The organism is Polaribacter marinus (assembly GCF_022662535.1).
Taxonomy (GTDB): Bacteria; Bacteroidota; Bacteroidia; order Flavobacteriales; family Flavobacteriaceae; genus Polaribacter; species Polaribacter marinus.
The window spans coordinates 143,215-164,317 of the sequence record NZ_JAKQYM010000001.1 but is presented as its reverse complement, the minus strand read 5'-3'; the positions used below and the strand labels follow the sequence as shown (position 1 = coordinate 164,317).

Here is a 21,103-nt window from a genome sequence, read left to right as displayed (position 1 = left end):
AATATGATTAGTTTTTTAATTAGTAACTCGCAATATCATAAAAAAATGCCCTTTTAACAACTTTTTCTCAATAAAAGTGATTTTTAGATTAAGCTTCGTTTAAATATTTGTAAATCTTCTTTAAATGATTTTGGAAAAAAACCTAACTCTTTTTTTGTCTTTGATAAATCAAAACCTGTTTTTGCGGGTCTTGCTGCTGTTTGATTTAAAGTAGACGTAGAAATTGGTTTAATTAAGCTTTGATCTAGATTAAAAACAGTAGCAATTTGCTGTGCTATTTGATAAATACTTAAGAGGTTATTTGATGAAACATTAAAAATTCCTTGTGCTTTTTTATCCATAGAAATCTTACATGCCAAAGCCAATTCTTCTACATAAGTTGGCATCCTATACTGATCATCTACAATCGTAATTTCTTTATTCTTTTCTAACATCTCTTTTACCCAGAGCACGATATTGCCTCTACTCATATCAAACACTTTTCCATAAACCAAAATAGTCCTTAAAATTGTAAAACTTATTTTTGATTTTGTTAGAATTTCTTCTGACTTCAATTTTGACAATCCATAATAACTTAATGGATTTGGCGTATCTGTTTCTTTATAATTCCCTTTTTCTCCATCAAAAATAAAATCTGTAGAAAGATGTATTATATGTGAGTTTATTTTTTCTGATACCTGCACTAAAGTTTTTACCACTTCTATATTAAGAGCATCGCATTCTTGTTTATTATTCTCACAAGCATCAACATTTGTCATTGCAGCTGTGTTTATAATAACGTTTGGTTTTATTTCTGTTAATTGCTTTTTCAAAAGCAGCTTATCTGTAATATCAATAGCACAATAATGAAAATCGGTTCTACCACTTCTATTTTTCCCTCTCGAAAAACCAATTACTTCGTATTTATCTTTTTCTTTTAGCAATAAATTTAATAAAGATTGACCTAATAAACCATTACTCCCTGTTATAACTACTTTTACCATTTTAAAACAATTCTCTTAATTTTATAATTTGCTCTGGCCTCCCCAAAACGATTAACTGTGAATCTTTTGTCAATTTACAATCTGCCTCTGGATTTATAACATAATCATTACCAACATTTTTAAAACCAATAACTGTACATCCTGTTTGTCTTCTTAAATCTAAATCTAAGAGTGTTTTATTAAGATATTCTTTAGGCAAATCATTTACTGCTACTTCTTCTAAATTTGCTGTATATTCTCCTTCTATTGTTAGTCTATCTACAAATTCAATAACATCTGGAGTTACCACTAGAGAAGCCATATGATCTCCACCTAATTTATCTGGCATAATAACATTATCTGCACCCGCAATTTTTAACTTACTGTATGAAGACTCGTTAGAAGCTCTACTAATTACTTTACAGTTTTTGTTTAACTGACTTGCAGTTAAAACTACAAATAGATTATCTGCATCAGAAGGCAAAGCCGTTATTAAATTAGCTGCTTTTTTTATTCCCGCCTTTAGTAAAGTTTCATCTAAAGTGGCATCTCCTTCAATATTTAAAATCCCTTCTCCATCTAAACCCAATACCATTTCTTTATTCTTCTCTACAACAACAAACTGTTTTTTATAATTTTTTAATTTTAAAATTGCTTGTTTCCCGTTTCTACCATAACCACATATAATAGTATGATCTTTTAAATGCGCTATTTGTTTTTCCACTTTTTTATGTTTAAAATGTTCAAATAATCTTCCACTAACTAAATACTCTGAAAATGCTGAGATTGCATATCCAAAAACAGTAATACTTGTAAGAATTAAAAAAATTGTAAAAACTTTTTCTTCGGGAGAAAAAGGACGAAGTTCTCCAAAACCAACTGTAGTAACTGTAATTACAGTCATATACATTGCATCAATAAAAGAATAATGAGAAAGCGACATATAGCCAATTGTTCCAACAGCCATGATTGAAACAACGAGTAAAACTGTTTTATTAATTTTTGATTCTAAAATTTTCATAAACTATAAATCAAAAACCGAACTTCTTTTGGTATAAATCATATCTTTTAACCTTAGTAAAAATGCTAATGTTAAATAAAAACCAAAAGACAAACCAACAGTTACAAAAGATATATAAATAAAAAACAATCGAACATTCGTTGCTCTCATACCTAATCTATCTGCAAATCTCGAAGAAACCTGAAATCCATTTCTTTCAAAAAAATGTCTAATATGATCTATCATTGTTATTAAAAATGTATTGCAAGATACTATTTTATCATTTGTTAACCATACATCAATTAAATTAAAATTGGATTGATTAACTTTGCCTTTTTCCGAAAAAAACCACTTTTGAAAGACCAAGAATACTTAGAAGTTTACGGAGCCAGAGCTCATAATTTAAAAAATATTGATGTAAAAATCCCTCGTGAAAAACTTGTTGTTATTACAGGTTTAAGCGGAAGTGGAAAATCTTCATTGGCTTTTGACACGATTTACGCGGAGGGACAAAGACGATATATTGAAACATTTTCTGCCTATGCACGTCAGTTTTTAGGCGGATTAGAAAGACCTGATGTTGATAAAATTGATGGCCTTTCGCCAGTAATTTCTATCGAACAAAAAACCACGAATAAAAGTCCGCGCTCTACAGTGGGTACTATCACAGAAATTTACGATTTTTTAAGATTATTATTTGCAAGAGCAGCAGATGCTTATTCTTACAACACAGGAGAAAAAATGGTGAGTTATTCTGATGAACAAATCAAAGAACTAATTTTAACCGATTTTGCTGATAAAAAAATTGCTGTTTTAGCACCTCTAATTAAATCTAGAAAAGGACATTACCGAGAACTTTTTGAACAAATCTCTAAGCAAGGTTTTTTACGTGTTCGAATAGATGGAGAAATTAAAGAAATAGAAAAAGGAATGAAACTAGATCGTTACAAAACTCATGATATTGAGGTGGTAATTGATCGGTTGGCCATCAATAAATCTTCAGAAAAAAGATTAGAAGAAACTATAAAAACGGCTTTATATTCTGGAAATAACATTATGATGGTTATCGATGTTGATGACAATAACCCTCGTTATTTTAGTAGAGAGTTAATGTGTCCAACAACTGGTATCGCCTATCCAAATCCAGAACCAAACACCTTTTCTTTTAACTCTCCAAAAGGAGCATGTAATAAATGTAATGGATTGGGAATCACAAATGAAATCAACTTAAACAAAGTAATCCCAGACAATACTATTTCTATAAAAAACGGAGGGATTATCCCGCTAGGAGAACAAAAAAATAGTTGGATATTTAAACAATTAGAAAATATTGCAGAACGATATCAATTTAAATTAACAGATGCCATTAAAAACATTCCTAAAGAAGCCTTAGAAGTAATTTTAAATGGAGGAAATGAATCTTTCGAAATAGAATCTAAAACTGTTGGTGTTACTAGAAATTATAAAATTGATTTTGAAGGAATCATCTCATTCATAGAAAATCAATATGCAAATGCAGAAAGCACCTCTATTAAAAGATGGGCCAAAGGTTTTATGGACGAAGTTTCTTGTTCTTCTTGCGGAGGAAAAAGATTAAAAAAAGAAGCCCTTCATTTTAAAATTACCGATAAAAATATTAGTGATTTAGCACAAATGGATGTAACTGAACTTGCCAAATGGTTCAAAAACATTGAAAAAGATTTATCTAAAAAACAACTTACAATTGCTTCAGAAATTCTAAAAGAAATTAGAACTAGAATTCAGTTTTTACTAGATGTAGGTTTAGATTATTTAGCTTTAGATAGAACTTCAAAATCACTTTCTGGAGGAGAAGCACAGCGCATAAGATTGGCGACTCAAATTGGTTCTCAATTAGTTGGAGTTCTCTATATTTTGGATGAACCAAGTATTGGATTACACCAACGAGACAATCAAAAACTAATAGATTCACTTGTAAAATTACGTGATATTGGTAATTCTGTTTTAGTTGTAGAACACGACAAAGACATGATGGAACATGCTGATTTTGTGTTTGACATTGGTCCAGGAGCAGGAAGACATGGAGGAGAAATTGTAAGTTTTGGAACCTTTGAAGAATTAAAAAAACAAAATACCTTAACATCAGATTATTTAACAGGAAGAAGAGAAATTGCGGTTCCTAAAGTACGTAGAGAAGGAAATGGAAAATTCATCAAACTAAAAGGAGCAACAGGAAACAATTTAAAAAATGTTTCTGTAGAGTTTCCTCTTGGTAAGATGATTTGTGTTACAGGAGTTTCTGGAAGTGGAAAATCCACCTTAATAAACGAAACCTTATACCCAATTTTAAACGCACATATATATAGAGGGGTAAAAAAACCGATGCCTTATAAAAAAATTGAAGGTTTAGAACATGTAGATAAAGTAATAGATATTGATCAATCTCCTATCGGAAGAACACCAAGATCAAATCCAGCTACCTACACAGGTACATTTTCTGAAATTAGAAGTTTGTTTGCCAAAACTCCAGAAGCTGCTATTCGCGGTTACAAACCTGGTCGTTTTTCTTTCAATGTAAAAGGAGGACGTTGCGAAACCTGTCAAGGAGGAGGTGTTCGGGTAATAGAAATGAACTTTTTACCAGACGTACAGGTAGAATGTGAAACCTGTCAAGGAAAACGATTTAACAGAGAAACTTTAGAAATAAGGTACAAAGGAAAATCGATTTCTGATGTTTTAAATATGACGATTGAAGACGCTACCAATTTCTTTGAAAACATTCCTAAAATCCATAGGAAATTAAAAACAATTAAAGATGTTGGATTAGGTTATATTACTCTTGGGCAACAATCTACCACACTTTCTGGAGGAGAAGCTCAGCGAATAAAATTAGCATCAGAATTATCTAAAAGAGACACAGGAAACACTTTTTACATTTTAGACGAACCCACAACAGGTTTGCATTTTGAAGATATTAGAGTGTTGATGGAAGTTTTAAATAAACTTGCTAATAAAGGAAATACAGTGTTGATTATTGAACACAATTTAGATGTTGTAAAACTTGCAGATTATATTATAGACGTTGGAATGGAAGGCGGAAAAAAAGGTGGAAAAATACTTTGCACAGGAACCCCAGAAGAAGTAATAAAACATAAAACTAGTTATACCGCTAAATTTCTTAAAAAAGAATTAATTTAGCAAGCTGCTCTTTTTTATAAATAACAGTATAGTATTAAAATTAAAAATTTACAGATTATGACAAATGACGATAGAAAAATTAGAGAAAAATTAAAACAAAAAACCTGGAACGAAATAAAAATTAATGATTCTTGGGCCATTTTTAAAATTATGGCAGAATTTGTAGAAGGTTATGAAAAATTAAGCAAAATTGGTCCTTGTGTATCTATTTTTGGATCAGCAAGAACAAAACCTGAAGACCCTTTTTATAAATTAGCCGAAGAAGTTGCTTTTCAACTTACACAAAATGGTTACGGTGTGATTACAGGAGGTGGACCAGGAATTATGGAGGCTGGTAACAAAGGTGCACACAGAGGAAAAGGAACTTCTGTTGGTTTAAATATAGAACTACCTTTTGAACAACACGATAATCCTTGGATTGACAAAGATAAAAACTTAGAATTTGATTATTTCTTTGTTCGTAAAGTAATGTTTGTAAAATACTCTCAGGGCTTTATTGTTATGCCTGGTGGTTTTGGAACTATGGATGAGTTATTTGAAGCAATCACCTTAATACAAACTAATAAAATAGGACGTTTTCCAATTGTTTTAGTAGGCAGAAAATTTTGGGGAGGCTTATTAGATTGGATAAAAAACACCTTAATAGAAGAAGGCAACATTAGCGAAAAAGATTTAAATCTATTTAGAATTGTAGATACCGCAGAAGAAGCTATAGATCACTTAAATAAATTCTATGCCAAATATAGTTTGAAACCAAACTTCTAGTATGGACATAAAAAACATCACAAAAAAAATATTTTTTTTTTTAATTCTAGTTTGTTCAATTAATTTTCAAGGACAAACTAGAATTAAAGCGATGTTTTACAACTTATTAAATTATACTTCAAATACAGAAAGCCAGAATAGAACACCACATTTAAAAACGATTTTAGATAATGTTCAGCCAGATCTATTTATGGTTTGCGAATTAAAAAACAGTTCCGGATCAGATTATCTTTTTAACAATGCAATTCTTCCTTTCAACAATCACTTTAACAAAGCAACTTTTGAATACGCCCAAAGCGGTGGAAGTTTGCAACAAATGGTGTATTATAATAATGACAAATTAGTTTTAGAAGCAAGTAATATTATCACCACAAGAGTTAGAGACATCAATCACTACACTTTTAAAATAAATACAGAAAACGCAGAAACAAATCCTATAAAAATTGAAGTTTTTGTAACTCATTTAAAAGCTTCTTATGACAGTAGTAACAGACAAAAAAGATTAGAATCTGTAGAAGAGTTTACAAGAGAACTAGAAAGAATACCTGCTAACAGTTATGTTTTATTTGCTGGAGATTTTAATTTTTACACAAGTAATGAAGAAGGTTTTTTAAAAATTATAGATCCCACTAATTTCATTAAAATAACAGATCCAATCAATCGATTGTGTCCTACTTTTCCAAATGATGGAAATGTTTATTATAATACAGAATATGATAATACCTATTTTTGGAATAACGCTTCATTTAAAGACATTCACACACAATCTACAAGAACTAGCGCAGGTTCTGATGGAGCTGGCGGAGGAATGGACGATAGGTTTGATTTTATTATGATGTCTGAAAACTTTAATTCTAGCTCTGATTTATTTTACGTAAACAACAGTTATAAATCAATTGGAAATAATGGAAATTGTTATAATTCTTATGTTAGCAATGTCAATTGTTCTGGAGTCTTTTCTCAAAGTTTAAGAGCAGCTATTTACAATTTTAGTGATCATTTACCCGTTGTTATGGAAATTGAAACACCAAAAAACACATTGTCAACATATAATTACTTAAACCCAATCACATTTACCTCATCCAATATTATAGAAACTACTTTAAGCTTTTCAATTCCTAAAAATTCAGATATTTATAATATTATTGTATATAATCAATTAGGGCAAAAACTACAGGAGATCGAAACTAAAAATAAAACAGAATTTAAGCTAAATATAAGTCATTTTTCTAAAGGAATTTATTATTTAAAAGCTGAAAATTATTCACCAAAAAAAATTATAAAAATCTAATTGAAAAAGTCAATTTACATATCTATATTATTAAGTTTTTTAAGCATCTCATTATTTTCACAAAACAATAAGATAACTATTAAATCTACTTTAAACCCTAAAACAAACGAGCTGCTTATACAGCAAGAAATAATTTTTCATAATAATGCAGATACTACGTTAACTGAAATATTTCTACACAATTGGGCCAATAGTTTCAAGGATAGAAAAACCCCTCTTTCAAAAAGATTTATAGAAGATTTTAATAAAACCATGTACTTTGCAAAAGAGGAAGACTTAGGGCATACTACTATTAAAAACATCTCTGTAAACTTTGAGAATGCAAATTACCAAGAACTAACAAACCAAGCAGATATTATTCAAATTGACCTAGAAAAACCTTTAATAATCGGGGATAGTATTAAAATTTCTGCAACCTATTCCGTTAAAATTCCTAGTAGTAAATTTACTGGATATGGAAAAACAGATAGGGGATATAAATTACGTTTTTGGTATTTAACACCTGCTGTTTATAAAAATGGTTGGCAACTTATGAGTAATTTAAATTTAGATGACTTATATGAAGAAGCTACCGATTTTAACATTGAAATAGATCTCCCTAAAGATTATATTTTAGAAAGTAATTTATACCAATATAAAACAGCAAAAGAAAATCATACAAACTATTACTTAGTGGGTATAAACAAAACCAACATTACTTTAGATATCAATAATAAAAAACAACTTAAAACACTTAAAACCAAAAATATAACTATCTATACAGATATTGATAATTATGATTTTGATTATAAATTAACAACCAGCATCTTAAATAGAGAATTGTTGTTTATCGAAAAATATTTAGGAAAATATCCTCATAAAGAAATCTTTATAGATAAAGCTGTTTTTAATAAAAATCCAGTCTTTGGATTAAACCAATTACCCGATTTTATAAGACCTTTTTCAGATGTGTTTAAGTATGATATTTCTATGTTTAAATCAATCACAAAAAACTATATAGAAAGCACTCTACTACTTAATCAAAGAAAAGATTATTGGTTCTTAGATGGCCTACAAAATTATTTAATGATAGAATATGTAGCAGAGTATTATCCTGAAATTAAATTGCTAGGTAAGGCATCTGATTCTTGGTTACTAAAACGATATAATATTTCTAAACTAAATTTTAATGATAAATATCCTTTTGTATATCAATTTGGTTCAAGAAAATTTTTAGATCAAGCTTTGATAACATCTTCTGATTCCTTATCTAACTTTAACAGAAAAATCGTTAGCAAATACAAAGCAGGTTTAGGTTTTAGATATTTGAAAGAATACTTAGGTAAAAACACCTTAAATCAAAGTATTAAAGAGTTTTACCAAAAGCATCAATTAAAAACCACAACTAGTGTAGAGTTTAAAGAGGTTCTAACTAAAAAGACAAACAAAAATGTTAGTTGGTTTTTTAATGACTTTATAAATACGAACAAAAAAATTGACTACACAATAGACAAAGTCACAACTACAAAAGATAGCATAAAAGTTACCATCAGAAACAAAAGAAACATTACATCTCCTGTTTTGTTATATGGGTTGAATGACAAAAAAATTAACTACAAAAAATGGATCACTAATGTTAGTGATACTACTACCGTAACAATACCAAAAGGAGATTCTAATAAAGTAGCTTTAAATTACGAAAACATTTATCCAGAATTAAATACACTAGATAATTGGAAAAGTTTGGAAAATAAAATATTTAACAAACCTTTAAAATTTAGTTTAATTAAAGATGTTCAAGATCCATATTATACTCAGTTATTTTATCAACCAAATGTTCAATATAATTTTTACAATGGGTTAATTTTAGGAGTAAAAATACACAACAAACCGCTTATAAAAAGAAACTTAGAATTTAAAATAGACCCTTCATACGCTACAAAAAGTAAATCTATTTTAGGTAGTGTTTCTGTACTTTACAACCAATATTTTGAGAAAGGTAAAATATATAAAATGATGTATGGCCTATCTGCTACAACCTTAGATTATGCACCAAACTTATCTTACAAATCTTTTATTCCATTTGTAAATCTATCATTAAAAAGAAAATCTTTAAGAGAAGCAACATCAGAAGACTTAACAGCTCAATTGGTTTATATAGACAAAGATGTTGCCCCAGGTAATATAAAAACACCACAAGACAACTACCATGTTTTTAGCTTAAGTTATAATTACAGAAAACCAGATATTATTAAAGAAGTTTGGTATAAATTTAATGTAGAATTTTCTAAACAATTTTCTAAAGCTGCTGTAGATTTACGTTTTAGATCCTTAACCACTTCAGACACACAACTAGATTTTAGATTTTTTGCAGGTGCCTTTTTAAAAAATAACTCTACAGGAAATTACTTTAGTTTTGGTTTAGACAGAAGTAATGATTACCTATTTCAGCTTAACTATTTTGGGAGATCAGAAGATTCAGGATTATTTAGTCAACAATACATTATAAACGAAGGTGGATTCAAATCCGTTTTAGCAACAAGATACGCAAATCAATACATGTTTTCATTTAATTCGAGTATTGGAATGTGGAAATGGGTTGAATTATATAATGATGTTGCCTTTTTAAAAAATAAAAAAAGTCCGATATTTTTTGGTTATGAAAACGGGATAAGGTTAAATTTTATTCATAATATTTTCGAAATTTACCTTCCTTTTTACTCCAATAATGGATGGGAAATTTCACAAGAAGCCTACCCTCAAAAAATAAGATTTACTTTAACTACAGATTTTAATTCTATTTACGACTTTTTTAAGAGAGGCTTTCTTTAAATGAAATAAAAACAGCCAATCAATTACATTATCAATAATTTACATAGCTTTTTTTACTATATCTTTAACACATTCCTAACAAAATAAGATATTTTTAAATATCAACTAAAAAAACTACCTTTGCAAAAGGTAAAACTCTAAACTTATGCTAGAAAAAACTATTACAAATAGCCAAGAAATTTCTTTTAATGATTTTAAGCAAGAAGTTCTAAAAGATTATAAAATTGCTAAAATTAGTAGAGAATGTAGTTTACTAGGTAGAAGAGAAGTATTAACAGGAAAAGCAAAATTTGGAATTTTTGGTGACGGTAAAGAAGTCCCGCAATTAGCCATGGCAAAAGCTTTTAAAAATGGAGATTTTAGATCTGGTTACTATAGAGATCAAACCTTTATGATGTCTATTGGACAACTTAGTCCCCAACAATTTTTTGCAGGATTGTACGCTCACGCAGATATCAATGTAGATCCAATGTCAGGTGGAAGACAAATGGGCGGACACTTTGCAACACATAGTTTAAACCAAGATGGAAGTTGGAAAGATTTAACAACACAAAAAAATTCTTCTGCAGACATCTCTCCAACCGCAGGACAAATGCCACGTTTATTAGGTTTAGCTCAAGCCTCTAAACTATACAGAAACATTAACGAACTAAAAGGAAAAAACAATTTTTCTGTAAATGGAAATGAAGTCGCTTGGGGAACAATTGGTAACGCAAGCACCAGTGAAGGCTTATTTTTTGAAACCATAAATGCGGCTGGTGTTTTACAAGTTCCAATGATAATGAATGTTTGGGATGATGAATATGGAATTTCAGTTCACGCCAAACACCAAACTACAAAAGAAAGTATTTCTGAAATTTTAAAAGGATTTCAAAGAGAAAATGGCACTAACGGTTATGAAATATTTGTGGTCAACGGATGGGATTATGTGCAGTTAGTTGATGTTTATCAAAAAGCTTCAAAAATCGCTAGAGAAGAACATGTACCCATTTTAATTCATGTAAAGCAACTTACACAACCCCAAGGACACTCTACTTCTGGCTCACATGAAAGATATAAAGATAAAGAAAGATTACAATGGGAAAAAGATTTCGATTGTATTGCTAAAATGCGTCAATGGATTTTAGATTTTGAATTAGAAACTGAATCTGGAGAAACTTTACGTTTTGTAGAATCCGAAGAAGAAATTATTTTACTAGAAAAAGAAGCAAAAAAAGAAGTCTCTACAGCAAAAAGAAATGCTTGGAACTCTTATTTAAATGAAATTAAAGAAGAAGTTTTAGTTGCTGCAGATTTATTAAAAAAAGTTGCTACCAAAAGCAACAACGGAACATTTATCAACAAATACAGAAACGATTTATTAAACATTGTAGATCCAATTAGAAAAGATATTTTAGTCGCTACAAGAAAATCTTTACGTTATTTAAAAGATGAACATTTTACTGAAAAAACAGCACTTCAAAACTTTATAAAAGCAAACCTTAAAAGTGCCGCTTATAAATATTCATCTCATTTATTAAGCGAAACAGATAAAGCAGCTTTGAATGTTTTTGAAAAAGAACCCACCTATTCACAAAAAGAAACCTTAGTAGACGCAAGAATTATCATGAGAGATAATTTTGATGCAATTCTAAAAAAACATAAGAATGTTGTCATTTTTGGTGAAGATGCAGGTTTTATTGGCGATGTAAACCAAGGTCTAGAAGGCTTACAAGAAAAATATGGCGAGTTAAGAATTTCTGATACAGGAATTAGAGAAGCAACCATCATTGGTCAAGGAATTGGACTAGCCATGAGAGGCTTAAGACCAATTGCAGAAGTACAATACCTAGATTACTTGCTATATGCGTTACAAATAATGAGTGATGATTTAGCAACATTACGTTACCGAACTTTTGGTAAACAAAAAGCCCCATTAATTATTAGAACCCGTGGTCACCGTTTAGAAGGAATTTGGCATGCTGGCTCTCCAATGGGAGGAATTATAAATAACGTAAGAGGAATTCATGTTTTAGTTCCAAGAAATATGACCAAAGCAGCAGGTTTTTACAATACCTTATTAGAAGGTGATGACCCTGCTTTAGTAATAGAATGCTTAAACGGATATCGATTAAAAGAAGAATTACCTACCAATTTAGGCGAATTTAAAACACCTATTGGAATTGTAGAAACTACAAGAAAAGGAAGTGATATAACCATAGTTTCATATGGATCTACACTACGTATTGTTGATGAAGCTGCTAAAGATTTATTACAAGTTGGTATCAATGTAGAAATTATTGATGCACAAAGTTTATTACCTTTTGACTTACGTCATGACTGTGTAAAAAGTTTAGCAAAAACCAACAAACTTTTAATTGTTGATGAAGATGTTCCTGGAGGAGCTTCTGCATATCTTTTACAAGAAATTTTAGAGAAACAAAATGGGTATCAATTTTTAGATAGCAAACCAGCTACACTTACCTCTAAACCACACAGACCTGCTTATGGTACAGATGGCGATTATTTTTCTAAACCTTCTGCTGAAGATGTTTTTGAAAAAGTATATGAAATTATGCATGAATCAAATCCAACTAAATTTAAAAATTTGTATTAATTAACTATTACAAATACTAAAAAAAGCTCAAACAAATTTGTTTGAGCTTTTTTTATTTTAACAGAATTATAAGATTCTCTCTCAATAGCTTTTGGTATTTTAGACAATTCAATAATCAACTAAACTATCATGAAAAAACTTCTATTATTTTCATTAATTATAGCTTTTTACTTTCCTTCAGAAACAAATGCTCAAAGAAAAAAATCTAAAAAAAATCAAACAACAAACGTAAAAACTACCCAAAAAAAGAAAACGCCAACATATTCCGATTTTGTAAAAAAAGAAACAAAAACAGATGAGGGTTTATTTAAAGTACATGAAACAAATAATACCTTTATGTATGAAATCCCAAAGTCATACTTCGGCAAAGAAATGCTTTTGGTAACAAGAATTAAAGACATTCCTGCTGGCTTAGGCGGTGGATATGTAAATGCAGGTTCTAAAATCAATACACAAGTAATTGTTTGGGAACAATATAAAAATAAAATTTTACTAAAAGTAAAGTCATACAATGCCGTTGCAAACGATTCGCTTCCCATATACAAATCTGTAAAAGCAAACAACTTAGAACCAATTATCTATGCTTTTGATATAAAATCTCAAAATCAAGATGCTACTGCTGTTTTAATAGATGTTACAAAATTCTTCTCATCGGATGTAAAAGCTATAACTGGCTTACCTTCCTTTTATCGAAAAACATATAAAGTAAAAAGATTAGATGCTAGCAGAAGTTTTATCAATAGCATTAAAAGTTACCCAGAGAATATTGAAGTTGTACAAGATTTTACTTTTGATGCAGATGCACCTCCAAGTAATAAAAGAACCAATACAATTACCTTGCGCATCAATCAATCTATGATCTTGCTTCCAGAAAACCCAATGATGCCAAGAATTCATGATAAAAGAGTTGGATATTTTTCTATAGGAAATGTAGATTATAGCTCAGAAGCTTTAAAAGCAGATAGCAAAAGATACATTAGACGCTGGAGATTAGAACCAAAAGATCCTGCAGCATATGCTAGAGGAGAATTAGTAGAACCAGTAAAACCAATTGTCTATTATTTAGACCCTGCCACACCAGACAAACTTAAAAAATTCATAAAACAAGGTGTAGATGATTGGCAAAAAGTGTTTGAAACTGCTGGTTTTAAAAATGCAATTATGGCAAAATATGCACCAACAAAAGAAGAAGATCCTGAGTTTAGTATGGAAGATGTTCGTTACTCATCTATTAGATATGTAGCAAGTACAACAAGAAACGCTACTGGACCAAGTGTTTCAGATCCAAGAACTGGAGAAATTATTGAAAGTGATATCATTTGGTACCACAACCATTTACGCTCTTATAGAAATAGATACTTATTAGAAACAGGAGCTGCAAACCCTTCTGCAAGAACTTTAAATACACCAGCAGCAGATATTGGAGAGATGATGAGAATGGTAATTTCTCACGAAGTAGGTCATGCTCTAGGTTTACCTCACAATATGGCAGCAAGTTTTGCTTACCCGGTTGATTCATTGCGTTCTGGAAAATTTACTCAGAAATACGGAATTGCAGCAACAATTATGGACTACGCAAGATATAATTACGTTGCCCAACCCGGAGATAAAAACGTACGTTTTATTCGTCAATTAGGACCATACGATCACTACGCTATCAATTGGGGATATCGATTAATTCCAAACGCTAACAAACCCGAAGATGAAATTAAAACTTTAGATAAATGGATTGAAGATAAAGCAAACAACCCTATGTATCGATTTGGAGGACAACGTTTTGATCCTTCAGCACAAACTGAAGGGATTGGAAACGACCAAGTTAAAGCAAGTACTTACGGAATTAAAAACTTAAAAATTGTTGCCAAAAATCTACCAAATTGGACTTCAAACCAAACCAATAATTATGAAGATTTAAGCGAATTATATGGAGAATTATTAGGTGTTTGGAATAGATACGTTGGTCATGTTACAGGCAATATTGGAGGTGTTTACGAATTTAACAAAAAACCAGAACAAACCGGAAATGTCTATGTAAATGTTGATAAAAAAAGGCAAAAAGAATCTTTAATTTGGTTACAAAACAATGTTTTTTCAACACAAAATTGGCTGTTAGATAAAAATATATTGAATAAAATTGATGAAAGTGGCTACACAGAAAGATTTTTACGCTATCAAAACAGACACTTAAACACTCTTTTAAATACAAATACCTTAAAAAGAATGATTGATGCAGAAGTAATTCAATCTAATTTTTATCCAGCTTCAGAGATGATTAGAGACTTAAGAAAAGGCATTTTCTCTGAAACAAATTCTCTAAAAAATGTAGATGTATACAGAAGAAATCTTCAAAAATCATTCATTCAAAAAATAGAAACTTTATTAATTGATAAAAAAGCGAAGAACACAGACATCTCTTCAATTGTTAGGGGAGAATTGGAAGCTTTAAAATACCAATTAAACACAGCAAGTAAAAGAGCTACAAATAGAATTACTAAATATCACTATAAAGATTGCTTGGTAATGGTAAATAACATTTTAAATCCGAAAAATTAATTTAACTTTTTTGTAAAATTTTTCTACCTATTGCGCATTCTAAACAACGTTTAGATGCGCAATAGGTATTTTTAAGCTCTAATAAAGCCTGAGAATCAAAAGCATTTTTCACACAAATGTTTAATTTAGAAAACTTAGAAATTATGCTATTCTTTTCTGGTTTTATTTTCTCTAAAAAGCCTAAAAATTCACTTTCATCTACCTCACTTCTACTCTTTTGATATAAAAATTTTAAAGGAAAAACAGTATTGATTAACAACAAGTCTATAAAAGATTTTGTCATTTTTTTAGAAGATGGTTTAGACTCTTTCTCAAAAGTATAATGTGTTTTCCAAAACGAATTGACTTCAATTAGAAAGAAATTATAAAATTCCTCTATCGATTTAATATGCATTAATTTAGAAAATAAATTTTGATGCAAACAAAACAACGAAACCAATTGTGCAATTCTAATTGTTGGAAAATTATAAGGTCGCATTCTAAAAAAAGAAAACTGATTCTTAGATACTGGTTGTAGTTTATATTTATATTGTAAATATTGATACTCTTTTTTTAATTCTTGATAATATCCATCTTCTACTTCATCCTCTAAAAAACTCGCCTGCCCAAAAAACAATGCTGCTAACTGAAACTCATTAGAGCCTATTTTTCTAACAATAGAAAAATCAATAGATTTTGCTAGCCTTAAAAAAGCATCTCCATTTACTTTTAGGCCAAAATTCTTCACTAATAATTGAAATAAAACCGCTTCAAAATTATTGTTTTCGTTTTCCAAAAGAATTATCATTTCATTCGATTTTCTTTCTAATCGTTCAAAAAACAAACGTTCTTTCCAATTTAAAAAAATAATGCCATCTATAAAACTAATTTCTTTTTGACAAGGAATCCAACGTTGTTGAGTAGAAAATAATTCATTGTAATTTTTCAACGCAGTTTCATTTACCCTATTTTTTAAAACCAATGTCGGTAAAGGCAAGTTATTTTTCATAAAAATTGTTACATCATCTTCCCAAACAACATGTAAAATAACAGCATCATAATTTGCATCTTCTTCGTGTTTATGTAAATACCAATCAGAAGATTTTAGATGAATTTCTATATTACCAAACCAAAGCTGATTATTCATTTTTAATTGAGCATTCAAAAAGTCGGGGCCCGAATTTACATTATGCAAACCTGGTTTGATAATTATTAAATTTTCTTTAGAAGTTGTTTGTAAATCATCAAAAGAAAACAAACTGTATTTCCATACATAATGAAGAAAATCTTCTTTCATCTCTTTTTTAATTTTCAAGTTAAAAAAAATATTGATAACCTTATCAATTTTAATAATCGAAATTGGTTTAAAAACCAATAATAATCGAGTATTTTTGCACTAGAATAAATGAAAAATGGACACTATAAAAAGTTTAGAATGGCGTTATGCAGTTAAGCAATTCGACTCCAATAAATCACTTACAAAATCACAAGTAAATATATTAAAAAATGCATTTAATTTAACAGCTACTTCTTATGGTTTACAACCCATAAAATTAGTTGTTATTAAAAACAAAAACATTCAAAAAGAATTAGTACCCCATTCTTGGAATCAAAACCAAGTTGTTGACGCCTCTCACCTTTTAGTTATCTGTATCCCTAAAACATACAAGACAACAGAAGTAGAGAATTACTTTAAAACAGTACAAAAAATTAGAAAAACACCCGATGCGATCATCAACCCGTTTAAAGAATTTTTAACAGATGAAATCGCAAAAAAAACACAAGAAGAATTATTTCTTTGGAATAAAAACCAAGCATATATAGCATTAGGCAATCTACTAACTGTTTGTGCTGTAGAAAAAATAGACTCATGTCCTATGGAAGGATTTAACCCTGAGAAGTATGATGAAATTTTAAATTTAAAAGATCACAACTTAACAGCTGTTCTTTTACTTCCTGTTGGTTTTAGGGCAAAAGATTGTTATATGAAAGATTTAGCAAAAGTTAGAAAAAATACCTCAGAAACTATAATAGAAATCTTGTAAATTTACATCAGAAAAAACAAAATAAAATTATGAATTCAGACATTAGAAATATTGAACCTAAAATAGTTTGGAACCATTTTGCAGACTTAAACGCCGTACCTCGTCCATCAAAAAAAGAAGAACGAGTGATTCAGTTTATGGTCGATTTTGGAAAAAAACTAAACCTTAAAACGGAAGTTGATCACGTTGGAAATGTAATCATTAAAAAACCTGCCTCTTCTGGTATGGAAGATCGAAAAACCATTGTTATGCAAGGTCATTTAGATATGGTTCATCAAAAAAACGCAGATACCGATTTTGACTTTGATACAGAAGGCATTAAAATGTTTATTGATGGAGATTGGGTTAAAGCTAAAGGAACCACTTTAGGAGCAGATAACGGTTTAGGTGTTGCTGCAATTATGGCCGTTTTATCTTCTAATGAAATTGCTCATCCTGCAATTGAGGCACTTTTTACTATTGATGAAGAAACAGGAATGACTGGAGCAATGGGCTTAAAAGCCGGTGTTTTAGAGGGAGAAATCTTATTAAACCTAGATACAGAAGAAGATGATGAAATAGGAATGGGTTGTGCAGGTGGTGTTGATATTACTGCTACAAGAAATTATTCTGAAGAAGAAGTTCCTATGAATTCGACAGCTTTTAAAATTTCTGTCACAGGTTTAAATGGTGGGCATTCTGGAATGGATATTATTAAAGGTTTAGGAAATGCAAACAAAATAATGAATCGATTATTATTTGATGGTTTTGCAAATTTTGGATTAAGAGTTTCTGAAATAAATGGAGGTAGTTTACGAAATGCAATTCCACGTGAAAGTTTCTCAATTGTTACTGTAGACAACGTTTCTAAAGATGCATTTCTTTTTGAAACCAACCTACTTGTTAACAACATAAAACAAGAGTTTTTAACATTAGAACCCAATTTAACTATTGATCTTATTGAAGTTCCATCTCCCAAATTTGTGATGGATTTAGGTGTACAAGAAGGTTTGACAAAATCTATTTATACTGCCCTAAATGGAGTATACAGAATGAGCCCAGATATTGATGGTTTGGTAGAAACATCTAACAATATAGCCAGAGTTATTGTAAAAAATGGCAGTATTAAAATAGCCTGCCTAACACGTTCATCATCTGAAACAAATAAAAATGATTTAGCAAATGCTATAAAATCTGCTTTTGATTTAGCTGGTTTTGACGTTGAATTTTCGGGTGAATACCCAGGTTGGTTACCAAATATAAATTCTGAAATTTTAAGAACAGTTACAAATATTTACACCACTATTTTTAAAGAAACCCCAAATGTAGCTGCCTGTCATGCTGGATTAGAATGTGGAATTTTAGGTCAGAATTACCCTGAAATGGATATGGTTTCTTTTGGACCAAACATTAAAGGAGCTCACTCTCCAGATGAAAGAGCCCAAATTTCTTCAACTCAAAAATTTTGGAAATTTTTATTAGAGATATTAAAGAGTATTCCTAAAAAATAACAATTATAATAAAATCTAAACCGAAGTTAAAACTTCGGTTTTTTTATTTTAAAAATTTGTTTAAAAACTTCAAAAAATAAGATATAAACAACTGTTTATCAGTATTTTATTTTTTTATAGATTTGTTAACATCTTTCACTAAAAAAAAACAGAATAAATTGTAATTTTACTCTTTATAAATTTACTGTATCAATGGGCAAAATAATTGCAATAGCAAATCAAAAAGGTGGAGTTGGTAAAACTACTACTAGCATAAATTTAGCAGCTTCTTTAGGCGTTTTAGAAAAAAGAGTGTTGTTAATAGATGCAGACCCGCAAGCAAACGCATCTTCTGGTTTAGGAATCGATGTAGAAACTGTTGAATACGGGACCTATCAAGTTTTAGAACATTCAATCTCTGCAAAAGAAGCAATTGTAAAAACAACATCTCCAAATGTAGATGTTATACCTGCACATATAGATTTAGTAGCTATAGAAATTGAATTGGTAGATAAGTCAGAAAGAGAATACATGTTAAAAAAATCGTTAGTAGAAATTAAAAATGACTACGATTATATTATAATAGACTGTGCTCCATCACTAGGATTAATTACCTTAAACTCTTTAGTTGCAGCAGACTCTGTGATCATTCCGATTCAATGTGAATATTTTGCCCTAGAAGGTTTAGGAAAGCTTTTAAATACGATTAAAAGCGTTCAAAACATCCATAATTCAGAATTAGATATAGAAGGTTTATTATTAACAATGTTCGATTCTCGTTTACGACTTTCTAACCAAGTGGTAGATGAAGTAAGAAAGCATTTTTCTAGTATGGTTTTTGATACTATTATTAGAAGAAATACACGTTTGGGTGAAGCGCCAAGTTATGGAGAAAGTATTATAGCATATGATGCTACTAGTAAAGGTGCTGTAAATTACTTAAATTTAGCTCAAGAATTATTAAAAAAGAATTCGTAGTATGGCAAAAGCAACAAAGAAACAAGCTTTAGGAAGAGGATTATCGGCTTTATTAAAAGAGTCTTCAAATATAAATTCTGCATCCGATAAAAATGCAGATAAAGTAGTTGGAAACATCATAGAATTAGAATTAGATTTAATTGATGTAAACCCTTTTCAGCCAAGAACTTACTTTGACGAAGAGGCTTTAAGAGAACTAGCTAGTTCTATCAAAGAATTAGGAGTTATACAACCCATCACTGTAAGAAAACTAGAAGGAAATAAATTTCAATTAGTTTCTGGAGAACGTCGTTTTAGAGCATCAAAATTAATAGGTAACAAAACTGTTCCTGCATATATCAGACTTGCCAACGATCAAGAAATGCTAGAAATGGCTTTGGTTGAAAATATACAACGTAAAAATTTAGATCCTATTGAAGTAGCACTTTCTTATCAACGTTTAATTGATGAAATTCAATTAACACAAGAAGAGTTAAGTACAAGAGTTGGTAAAAAACGATCTACAGTAACCAATTATTTACGCTTACTTAAACTTGACCCTATTTTACAAACAGGAATGAGAGATGGGTTTATTTCTATGGGACATGGACGTGCAATGATTAATGTAGAAAACACAGAAGATCAATTAGCCATTTATGAGAAAATTTTACGCGAAAAATTATCAGTGAGACAAACAGAAGATTTAGTTAAAAATCTAAAATCTGGAACAATCGCAAAACCTAAAAAGAAAGCGGTACCTAGTTATATTAAAAATAGTGTAAAAGAAATTAGCGAATACTTTGGTCACAAAATTGACGTTACTGTTAGTAATAATGGTAAAGGAAAAATTTCTATTCCTTTTCATTCTGAAGAAGATTTTAATCGTATCAAAAACTTATTAAAATAAGTGATTTTAAAAAAGGTCATATTTGTTCTTTTTATCGCATTTTGTTCAGCGAATCTTTTTGCTCAAAAAGATTCTACGAATATTAAAGGCATAAAAATAAAAGGAAAATTAAAAACAACACAGGGTGTTTACAATCCTTTATCTCCTTCTAAAGCGGCTTTTTATTCTGCAATTTTTCCAGGGATGGGGCAGATTTATAATAAAAAATACTGGAAAGCACCTATTGTTTGGGGTGCACTAGCAATTCCTGTTTATTATTATCAAATAAATAATAGTGAGTATAAGCGTTACAGGAGAGCTTACAAACTAAGAAAAAACGGATTACAAGACGAGTTTACTTTAGATGATGGATCAACAACTGTTTCTGTCGAGACTTTAGAAACAGCACAAAAACAATTAAAAGAAAATAGAGATATGTCTTTATTATCTGGTATTATTATTTACGTTTTACAAATAGTTGAAGCTAGTGTAAATGCACATTTACTACAATTTAATACCGATGATAATTTATCCTTTAAACCAACCTTAATTATGGATCCTATAAAAATTGAAACTCCAACTGTTGGCTTAAATATTAAATATTCTTTTTAA

At 29.8% G+C, this 21,103-nt stretch carries 15 protein-coding genes; 11 read left to right on the top strand and 4 right to left on the bottom strand.

Annotated elements, in window-relative coordinates:
* Nucleotides 1–83: 83 nt before the first annotated feature.
* From MC378_RS00695 to MC378_RS00685, 3 genes are read right to left on the bottom strand one after another with little or no spacing between them, the layout of a single operon-like run.
* Nucleotides 84–983 (bottom strand): SDR family oxidoreductase, encoded by a 900-nt coding sequence (locus MC378_RS00695; protein ID WP_242176792.1) that lies wholly within the window; start codon nucleotides 981–983, stop codon nucleotides 84–86.
* A 1-nt stretch (nucleotide 984) separates the two neighbouring features.
* Nucleotides 985–1,983, bottom strand: coding sequence for a potassium channel family protein (locus MC378_RS00690; RefSeq protein ID WP_242176791.1), 999 nt, complete (start codon nucleotides 1,981–1,983; stop codon nucleotides 985–987).
* Between the two features lie 3 nt (nucleotides 1,984–1,986).
* A complete protein-coding gene (locus MC378_RS00685) occupies nucleotides 1,987–2,208 on the bottom strand; it encodes a PspC domain-containing protein (RefSeq protein ID WP_242176790.1) in 222 nt (73 codons plus the stop codon).
* Nucleotides 2,209–2,316: 108 nt separating this feature from the next.
* On the opposite strand from MC378_RS00685, the gene uvrA reads away from it, so the two are divergent.
* The 6 genes from uvrA (at nucleotide 2,317) to MC378_RS00655 (ending at nucleotide 15,155) form a co-directional block, all read left to right on the top strand.
* A complete protein-coding gene (gene uvrA, locus MC378_RS00680; protein WP_242176789.1) occupies nucleotides 2,317–5,139 on the top strand; it encodes an excinuclease ABC subunit UvrA in 2,823 nt (940 codons plus the stop codon).
* Between the two features lie 57 nt (nucleotides 5,140–5,196).
* Nucleotides 5,197–5,904, top strand: a complete 708-nt coding sequence (locus MC378_RS00675) for an LOG family protein (protein WP_242176788.1) — start codon at nucleotides 5,197–5,199, stop codon at nucleotides 5,902–5,904.
* Nucleotides 5,905–5,995: 91 nt separating this feature from the next.
* A complete protein-coding gene (locus MC378_RS00670) occupies nucleotides 5,996–7,195 on the top strand; it encodes a T9SS type A sorting domain-containing protein (RefSeq protein ID WP_242176787.1) in 1,200 nt (399 codons plus the stop codon).
* Nucleotides 7,196–10,006 (top strand): aminopeptidase, encoded by a 2,811-nt coding sequence (locus MC378_RS00665; protein WP_242176786.1) that lies wholly within the window; start codon nucleotides 7,196–7,198, stop codon nucleotides 10,004–10,006.
* Nucleotides 10,007–10,151: 145 nt separating this feature from the next.
* On the top strand, nucleotides 10,152–12,602 hold the full coding sequence (locus tag MC378_RS00660; protein WP_242176785.1) for an alpha-ketoacid dehydrogenase subunit alpha/beta: 2,451 nt from the start codon (nucleotides 10,152–10,154) through the stop codon (nucleotides 12,600–12,602).
* Nucleotides 12,603–12,731: 129 nt separating this feature from the next.
* The gene (locus MC378_RS00655) at nucleotides 12,732–15,155 is read left to right on the top strand and encodes a zinc-dependent metalloprotease (protein ID WP_242176784.1); all 2,424 of its coding nucleotides are present in this window, start codon (nucleotides 12,732–12,734) and stop codon (nucleotides 15,153–15,155) included.
* 1 nt (nucleotide 15,156) lies between these two features.
* Here MC378_RS00655 and MC378_RS00650 read toward each other — a convergent pair whose 3' ends face one another.
* Nucleotides 15,157–16,431 carry a DUF2851 family protein gene (locus tag MC378_RS00650; RefSeq protein WP_242176783.1) on the bottom strand — a complete coding sequence of 425 codons (1,275 nt, stop codon included), beginning with the start codon at nucleotides 16,429–16,431 and terminating at the stop codon, nucleotides 15,157–15,159.
* A gap of 115 nt (nucleotides 16,432–16,546) precedes the next feature.
* Here MC378_RS00650 and MC378_RS00645 point away from each other — a divergent pair, with 115 nt between their 5' ends.
* The 5 genes from MC378_RS00645 to MC378_RS00625 all read left to right on the top strand — a co-directional run bounded on the left by MC378_RS00645 (nucleotide 16,547) and on the right by MC378_RS00625 (nucleotide 21,103).
* Nucleotides 16,547–17,179: an NAD(P)H-dependent oxidoreductase gene (locus MC378_RS00645; RefSeq protein WP_242176782.1), complete on the top strand. Its 633-nt coding sequence runs from the start codon at nucleotides 16,547–16,549 to the stop codon at nucleotides 17,177–17,179.
* A gap of 29 nt (nucleotides 17,180–17,208) precedes the next feature.
* Nucleotides 17,209–18,669 carry an aminoacyl-histidine dipeptidase gene (locus tag MC378_RS00640; RefSeq protein WP_242176781.1) on the top strand — a complete coding sequence of 487 codons (1,461 nt, stop codon included), beginning with the start codon at nucleotides 17,209–17,211 and terminating at the stop codon, nucleotides 18,667–18,669.
* A gap of 192 nt (nucleotides 18,670–18,861) precedes the next feature.
* Entirely contained in the window at nucleotides 18,862–19,626 is a 765-nt protein-coding gene (locus MC378_RS00635; protein WP_242176780.1) for a ParA family protein, read from the top strand.
* A 1-nt stretch (nucleotide 19,627) separates the two neighbouring features.
* The gene (locus MC378_RS00630; RefSeq protein WP_242176779.1) at nucleotides 19,628–20,512 is read left to right on the top strand and encodes a ParB/RepB/Spo0J family partition protein; all 885 of its coding nucleotides are present in this window, start codon (nucleotides 19,628–19,630) and stop codon (nucleotides 20,510–20,512) included.
* Entirely contained in the window at nucleotides 20,513–21,103 is a 591-nt protein-coding gene (locus MC378_RS00625) for a DUF5683 domain-containing protein (protein ID WP_242176778.1), read from the top strand.